The organism is Candidatus Neomarinimicrobiota bacterium (assembly GCA_041862535.1).
Classification (GTDB): Bacteria; Fidelibacterota; Marinisomatia; order SCGC-AAA003-L08; family TS1B11.
In genome coordinates this window covers 1-7,828 of the sequence record JBGVTM010000196.1, presented here as the reverse complement: position 1 = coordinate 7,828, position 7,828 = coordinate 1, and the positions used below count along the sequence as shown (strand labels likewise).

The following is a 7,828-nucleotide window of genomic DNA, read 5'->3' as shown; positions in this document are numbered from 1 at the left end:
TCGGACTGACCTCCTTCAGTGACAGTGACGTGGACCGGGGCGCCGTCTGGTACTATGTGGTCATCGTCCGCGATATTTTCGGACAGGGTGCCGTCAGCAACGAAGTGGAAGGATTGACCAGCCCATGAGCCAGTTTCACGGCAAGGGAGCTGCCGGTCTGCGCTTGTTCGCTGGGATACTCGTTCCCCTGATGCTGGTGACCTTAGGCTGCGAAGAGGAACCGGAAGCGGTTAACTCGGTGGTATTGAGGGGCGGTGCTTATGTGCTGATCGAAAACCGGCAGCTCTCGGGTCAGCCTGACTCCAGCCTGTCGGCCATAAATGATGATATCTTCTCCCTGGAGATCTGGGCCGCCGGTGAACCTCTCCCCGCTGAGATCACGGAAAGTCCCACCCTGTTCATGGTAAGCGACGACCAGGGAGACAACGAGATCGGCATCTACCGCCCCGCCAACGACTCCAACAGGGTGTTCGTTTTCATCGGTGAATCTTACGTAGGCAGCTACGAAATACCCGGCTGCGACTGGTTTGATCCGGACGTATTCACCCAGGTGGTGATTACCTACGATGGCACCACCGCTCGCGTCTTCGGCAATGGCAAACGGTTGGGCAGCCGGGCCCTGGCCGTCGATCTGAATATCGGCTCAAGTCACGCCCTCATCGGCGCCGACTGGGACGTGGCCAACGATCCCGCCACCCTGGGCAATTTCTGGTATGGCGCTGTCGATGAAGTGCGGCTGTGGACTAAAGTGCTGCCGGAGGGTGAAATGGCTTTCCGCTACCAGAATCCCGACAAGCTTACCGAAAATTACTCCCCCACCGGCCTGGACCACTTGATCGGCTTATGGCGCTTCAACAGGGAAGGCCAGGACAATGACATTGTGCCCGATGGCAGCGGCAAGGGTAATATCGGTATTCTCAAGGCCGGTGCCGGGCAGCTCGAATTCACCGCTGCGGGAGCTTAGCCCATTGCTCTTGGATTAATGGTAGATCAGAGGACTCATCCCGTCGGGTTCAAAAGGAGAAACGAATCATGCAGCCAACGATAAACCAACGGATCATTTTGCGCAGTGGGCTTGCCATGGTGTTGCTGCTATTGCCGGCCGTTCCAGCTATCGGCCTATGCCAGCAGAGCGCCCCGATGGCTCCTGAGGGTCTGGAACGGGTCGTGGAAAAGGTGAAAGCAACCCACGCGCCCGATTCCCGCCTGGATCTGTTTCAGATCGAATTGCACCGCGAGGGAAATCAGATCATCGTATCCGGAGCGGTGACCGATCGCTCTTTACGGGAGGTGCTCCTCGATTCACTTGGCAGCGCAGCTGTAGAATTCCAGATCATTGATTCCATCACGGTTCTGCCCTCTGAGGAGCTCCAGCCGCACGTATTCGGTATCGTTTCAGTGAGCGTGGCTAATATGCGTCGGACACCATCCGTCAGCGCTGAGCTCATCAATCAGACATTGTTGGGCACCGTCCTCAAATTATACAAGCGGGATGGAGGCTACCTGTACGTTCATAACCGGGATCGCTATCTCGGCTGGGTGAGTAGTTCGTCGCTGGTGGCGGTGGATTCCCTGGCCGCGGCTGAGTGGCAGCACGGCCCACGGGTGATCGTCACCGCCAATTACGGGGTGGTGCGTGATCAGGCGGGCAAGAGCGGAACCATCCTGGTTGACCTGGTCCCGGGGGCTGTGCTGAAAAAGAGAGGCCCAACCAGGAAGTGGGTGCAGGTGGAGACTCCCGACGGCCGTGTCGGCTACGTGGAGCGGTCAGTGGTGGTGGATGAGGCTGCCTATCGCAGCCGGCCGGCCAGCCAGGATCAGATTCTGGTCACAGCCCGCAGCTACCTGGGTATACCCTACCTATGGGGCGGGACCTCCACCAAGGGCTTCGATTGCTCCGGTTTTGTCCAGACGGTATTCAGGATGAACAACATCGCGCTCCCGCGAGATGCCAACCAGCAGGTGTTAGAGGGGATACCAGTCGAGCCTGGGGAGCAATTCGAAAATTTGCAGGGAGCTGACCTGCTCTTTTTCGGCCCCACGGCAGAGAGAATCACCCACGTGGGCATTTATCTGGGTGACCGGCAGTTTATCCATTCGTCGGGTTCGGTGCGCATCAATAGCCTGGACCCGGAGCACCGGCTTTATAATGAATATCGCCAATCTACCCTGCGGGCAGTGAAACGAATTCAACTCAACTAGGAGGAGTACTATGAGGCGCCGGGAATTCATCGAACGGCTTTGCTTGCCAATACTAGCCATGGGATTTATTCCAAACCATTTATTTAAGGCCAGATTCATGACGCGAAGCAAGACCACGAGTAAAGGTTCAAAACTATCGTATGAGATCAAACGGCTGGAACTTAAACATACCTTTACGATCGCCCGGGGCTCCAGCGACTTCAAGCAGAACGTCATTGTAACCACGGAACGGGAGGGTGTGATCGGCTACGGCGAAGCGGCACCGAGCGAACGCTACAACGAAACCACCGAGTCCGCTATCGCCGTGATCGAAAAGGCGATTCCGCTGTTTGAAAAGTGGAATCCCTGGAATTACGTGGACCTGGGCTTTGCCATCCAGGAGCTGGACCCGGCCCAAACCGCTGCCAAGGCCGCCCTGGATATCGCCCTCATGGACTGGGTAACGAAATCCATGGGGCTGCCTTTCTACCGCTACCTGGGCCTGGATAAAGCCAGAGCCCCGATCACGAGCTTTACCATCGGCATCGACACACCGGAAATGATCAGACAGAAGGTGAGGGAAGCGGAACCCTACCCCCTGCTCAAGATCAAGGTCGGCACCGAGCGTGATGAGGAGATTATCGCGGCGGTGCGCTCGGTTACGGATAAGCCCCTGATAGTCGATGCCAACGAAGGCTGGAAAGATAAGCGGGAAGCCCTGGAGAGGATCAAGTGGCTGGTCTCCCAGGGTGTAAAAGTAATTGAGCAGCCCTTGCCGGCGAGTATGCTGGCTGAGACCCGCTGGCTGCGGGAGCGCGCCGCTATCCCCATCATCGCCGACGAAAGTGTCAAAACCTCCCGGGACATCCCGCCGCTGGCCACCGCCTTTGATGGCATCAATATCAAATTGATGAAGGCTGGCGGTCTACAGGAAGCGCTGCGCATGATCTGGCTGGCCCGGTCCCTGGGCATGAAGGTGATGCTCGGCTGCATGGTCGAAACGTCGGTGGCCATTTCGGCGGCGGCCAGTATCTCACCCCTGGTGGACTACGCCGACCTCGACGGCAATCTGCTCATCGCAAACGATCCCTTCCGCGGTGTAACCGTCGAAAAAGGCCAGTTAATATTGAATGATAACCCCGGCATCGGAGTGACCCCCCGGGCCTGACCAATAGGAGACTAACGGTGGAATCAGCAACTCAAGCGGAGCAGAGGCGCTTCAGATTGCCCGCTTACTTCCAGGAAAATTCTATAATCGGTGCGGCTTCTATTCTTTTGGGATCGGCCGCTGCGACGTGGTGATGATCCAAGCGCGGCACTTTGGTTTAGCTGCCCTCTTCGTGGCGCTTTCGCCCCTCAGGCTCCCGGGCCAGGGGGACACCACTTTCGCAGAGAGTTTCGACGACGGGAATCTGACCGAAAACCCGGTATGGACCCGCTTTTATGCCGACGAATGCCCCGACTGTATCGCCCTTGATGACACCCAATATGTCTCGCCTCTCTATAGCCTGAAGATTTCCACCGTAGATCAGTTCTCCGCCATCGAGAGTTTCACCGGCCTTTATGACGCCTCGCTGCCCTTCGAGTTCACCACCAGCGTTTACGTGGCTTCTATGGGGGAAGAAGCCATACCCTGCCTCATGCGGGGAGCAAATACCGTTCTGGCCTTGTTCCTCTTGCGGGATACGAAGACGGATATACTATATGTGCAGCTGGATGTCTTGAAAGACACAACCGTCTGGCTTCCGGAAACGCTTATAGTTTCCCCGGGATATGCACTTAATACATGGCATACTTTCACAATCCGGTACAATGGCCGGGACACAACTACGCTGTATATTGATAACGCCTACCAGGGCGAGGTTGTGCAGCCGCTCCGGGAGGCACCCTTCGTTATCCAACTGGGCAACCGCTATGTCCGGCATACCAGCACCTTCTACGTGGATGATATGCTCATCACCACTACGTTGCCGGAGCCGGTCGAAGAGCCCGGAAAAGTGTACCTGATTCTAGGCTCGGATACCGGCACTTGGGACGGACTGAACGTCTACCAGCACGATAATTACTATCGCTTCGGCCTTTTTTCCGATCCCGACGGGAATGGAGCCCGGGTCATCGATCCCGCTTTCCGGGCCCAGCTGCGGGACAGCTATGACGAGCCGCTGGTCTTTACGTGGTGGCTCATCGGCGGCAATATGATGGTGTACAACACCAATCCGGAGGTGGAATACCCCTGGATTTCCAACCTCGAGATGATCAGGAAATACCGTGGCCAGGCTCTGGAAGCGGTGGGTGACGAGCTGGCCCTGCACTATCACAACTGGATCTGGAGCGATCCGGACGGCAACGGCACTTTCCACTGGAACCAGTCGGTGGACCTGGGCGAGTACCGGGAAGACTTCCTGGAAACGATCGGCAGGATGTTTTTGGAAGGGGATTTGATGCCCACCTCTTTTCGCAGTGGCTGGCACTACATGAGCAACAAGTGGTCCGTTCTCATTGACAGTCTGATTCCCTACCGGCTGGAAAACGACGTCCCTCACGTCCACGATGATACCCAGGAGCCCCTTGATAATATCTACGACTGGTCACGGGCCCCATTGGAGTGGGTACCCTATCACCCGGACGCCCAGGACTATCAGTCACCCGGTGATTTAAGGGGCTGGGAGAGCCGGTCCATCCATATGAGCAGTGTTGATTTCGGTCTCTTGTATAATGTCTTTATGCGGGCCTACTACGGAACCGATCAGGTCATGACCATCTGGTCGCATCTACCGGAGGCCGATTTCCCCCAGCAAATCATCCGCGTGGACTCCCTTGTGAAAATGGCATCGAAATATTTCCCCGATGTCTTGTATGATTATGTAACCGCCACCGGAGGGATGCAGAAATGGCGGGGACTGGCGGATGATATGCCGCCCACTGTTACCCTGGAAGTCGTGGAGCGAGGTGACACGGTTGAAGTGACCGCCACGTCCGATGAGCCCATCTGGCAGGTGGCCCCCCTTACCTATGCCGACGGTGGAGGGGAGCACCTGATCAGGCTATTCCCGGATAAGGTGGCGCCCCTGACCTGGAAGGTGGTGTTCAATAAGTCGGTCTATGGTTATCGGGAGATTGGCTTTGCCATGACGGATACATCCGGGAACGCCGCGGTGGAAAAAGTTCAGTTTGAAGTTGTGAGCATTGCCGGTGGGCCCGGAGAGCGTCTGCCCGCCACGTTCGGGCTTCACCCGGCCTATCCCAACCCCTTCAATCCCGCCACCGCCATCCGGTTTGACTTACCTGCGGCTGCCGCGGTCAAGTTGGTGGTGTATGATCTGCTGGGCCGGGTGGTCGTTGTGCTGGTTGATGGACCGATGGAGGCGGGCTATCACCATGTAATCTGGAACGGTACCAGCGGTGATGGCCGTGAAATGCCCACCGGCGTCTATATTGCCCGCCTGCTTGTCCCGCAGTATGCGGGGCTTGTCCCGCCTCAGGTTGGGGCACTGCCCAGGTTTACCGGATCGATCAAGCTGGTGCTGCTGAAGTAAGGGAGCGACTTGAGCAAGGAACGCGCAGGAGCTCCGGGATCATACCGGGCCCCTTTTGCTGGGTCGGTATGGAACCTGGGTTGGCTGTTTTCATCATTTCCCGAAGGAACCCTGGCGGGTTCCAGGCTCTTGCCGCCAGGTTCGTCCCAGCAGGTTTGCGGAAACACAGGACTTGAAAGCCTTCAATAGTTTCAATAGCTTAAAAGAACTAGAAAGCTGAAGCCATGGCTAATGGAATTGATAGACGGGTTGGATTCGTAGCCAAGCGCCTCGCCGGTACTGACGGGGTCTCTTTGGAAGCTGCGAAGTGGGCCAGCGTGCTCACCGAGTTGGGTTATGATTGTTTCGGCTTCGCGGGCGAGTCGGATTGGCCGCAAGACCACGTCCATGTCGTTCCCGAAGCGCATTTTAATCATCCCCAAGTCGTGGCACTGACTAACGATCTATTCGACGATTACACGCGTTCAATGGAGACCTCGGCCAGGGTTCAGGAACTGCGGCTCTACCTGAAAGAAAAACTTTATGAATTCATCCGTCAATTCGAACTGGATCTGATAATTGCCGAAAATACTCTCTCCATTCCCATGAATGTTCCCCTGGGTCTGGCCCTGACCGAGCTGATCGCCGAGACCAGCATCCCAACCATCGGGCATCATCACGATTTCGGGTGGGAACGATCGCGTTTCAAAATCAGCGCCGCCTCCGACTACCAGCTCGGATCCTTTCCTCCCATCCTGCCTTCAGTGCGCCATGTGGTTATAAGCTCCGTAGCCGGCCGCGAGCTGGCCCGCCGGACGGGAGTAAGTTCCACTGTCATACCCAACGTCATGGACTTCGATAATACCCCACCCGAGCCTGATGGCTATGCTGACGGCTTGCGGGAGGAGCTGGGCGTCAGGTCTGATGCGTATTTGCTCCTCCAACCCACGCGAATCGTGCCGCGAAAGCGAATTGAACACGCCATCGAACTGGTTCGCCGCCTGGAAATGGATTGCGCTTTATTGTTAACCCACTCGGAGAGGGACGAAGGCAGTGCGTACGAAGAGTATTTGATGGATTATGCCCATTTGATGGGGGTGAAATTAGTATTTGCCGCCGACAGGTTTAATTACCATCGCGGTGCGACGCCCGCGGGCCAGAAGATTTATTCCCTGCGAGATGCCTATCAGCACTCAGATCTGGTTACCTATCCTTCCACCGTCGAAGGTTTTGGCAACGCCTTTTTAGAGGCCATCTATTACCAGCGACCGATCGTGCTCAGCGCCTATGAGATCTACCGGGTCGATATTCAGCCCAAAGGTTTTCAGGTGATCTCATTTGTAAATGTAATTGACGATAATACTGTCCGAATGACCCGTGAAATACTGACCAACAGCGAATTAGTTTCGGAGATGGTGGAGAAGAACTATGAATTAGGTCGCCGGTATTATTCTTATAGCACGTTAAGGCACAAACTATTTTCGCTGATGATCGATTGTCTGGGGATGTGAAAGCCGGAACGCCAACCACTCTTGCTATCCTGCACTACGCCGGCCCGCCTGGCGTTGGTGGTGTTGAGACGACCATCTACCATCACGCTCGGCTGCTCGCTCAAGCCGGCTACGACGTACGGGTCATTGCCGGGCGGGGCAGCCAGTTCCACCCTCAAGTCAGCTTTACCCAGATACCGGAGCTCGACTCCCGGCACCCCGATGTGCTCGCAGTGGGCGAAGCCCTGGCTCAGGGCGAAGTAACACCACAGTTCACCGCCCTTAAGGATTATCTGATCTCAAAGTTGCGTCCGTTGCTGTCAGAAGTTGATCTAGGCGTGGTTCATAACGCCGTTACCCTGCATAAGAATTTTCCGCTGACGGCGGCATTGCATGCCTTAGCGGAGGAACGGGCGGTGTGCCTCATTGCCTGGTGCCACGACCTGGCCTGGCAGGATCCGCTCTATATCCCGGATTTTCACCCGGGCTATCCCTGGGATCTGCTGCGCATTCCTTGGCCGGCTGTGACCTACGTTGTGGTCTCACAGCATTCCCGGAAAAAATTGGCCGACCTGATCGGGCGGGACGAAAATGAAATCAAGGTGATAAACCCGGGAGTTGACGTTGCCGATATCTTCAAAC

6 protein-coding genes are annotated in these 7,828 nt (G+C 56.3%); all 6 read left to right on the top strand.

Annotated elements, in window-relative coordinates:
• Positions 1-124 precede the first annotated feature (124 nt).
• Positions 125-964, top strand: coding sequence for a LamG domain-containing protein (locus ACETWG_07045; protein MFB0516343.1), 840 nt, complete (start codon positions 125-127; stop codon positions 962-964).
• A 68-nt stretch (positions 965-1,032) separates the two neighbouring features.
• Entirely contained in the window at positions 1,033-2,202 is a 1,170-nt protein-coding gene (locus tag ACETWG_07040; GenBank protein ID MFB0516342.1) for an NlpC/P60 family protein, read from the top strand.
• Between the two features lie 97 nt (positions 2,203-2,299).
• Complete coding sequence (locus tag ACETWG_07035) at positions 2,300-3,349, top strand: dipeptide epimerase (GenBank protein ID MFB0516341.1); 1,050 nt, start codon at positions 2,300-2,302, stop codon at positions 3,347-3,349.
• Positions 3,350-3,482: 133 nt separating this feature from the next.
• Positions 3,483-5,717: a FlgD immunoglobulin-like domain containing protein gene (locus ACETWG_07030; protein ID MFB0516340.1), complete on the top strand. Its 2,235-nt coding sequence runs from the start codon at positions 3,483-3,485 to the stop codon at positions 5,715-5,717.
• 224 nt (positions 5,718-5,941) lie between these two features.
• Positions 5,942-7,207, top strand: a complete 1,266-nt coding sequence (locus tag ACETWG_07025; protein MFB0516339.1) for a glycosyltransferase — start codon at positions 5,942-5,944, stop codon at positions 7,205-7,207.
• On the top strand, positions 7,204-7,828 hold a 625-nt coding region (locus tag ACETWG_07020; GenBank protein ID MFB0516338.1), incomplete at its 3' end, for a glycosyltransferase family 4 protein. The genes ACETWG_07025 and ACETWG_07020, both read left to right, overlap by 4 nt.

Coding starts and splice junctions, on each gene's coding strand:
- ACETWG_07035 (MFB0516341.1), top strand. CDS start 2,300: ATGACGCGAAGCAAGACCACGAGTAAAGGTTCAAAACTATCGTATGAG.
- ACETWG_07040 (MFB0516342.1), top strand. CDS start 1,033: ATGCAGCCAACGATAAACCAACGGATCATTTTGCGCAGTGGGCTTGCC.
- ACETWG_07045 (MFB0516343.1), top strand. CDS start 125: ATGAGCCAGTTTCACGGCAAGGGAGCTGCCGGTCTGCGCTTGTTCGCT.
- ACETWG_07030 (MFB0516340.1), top strand. CDS start 3,483: ATGATCCAAGCGCGGCACTTTGGTTTAGCTGCCCTCTTCGTGGCGCTT.
- ACETWG_07025 (MFB0516339.1), top strand. CDS start 5,942: ATGGCTAATGGAATTGATAGACGGGTTGGATTCGTAGCCAAGCGCCTC.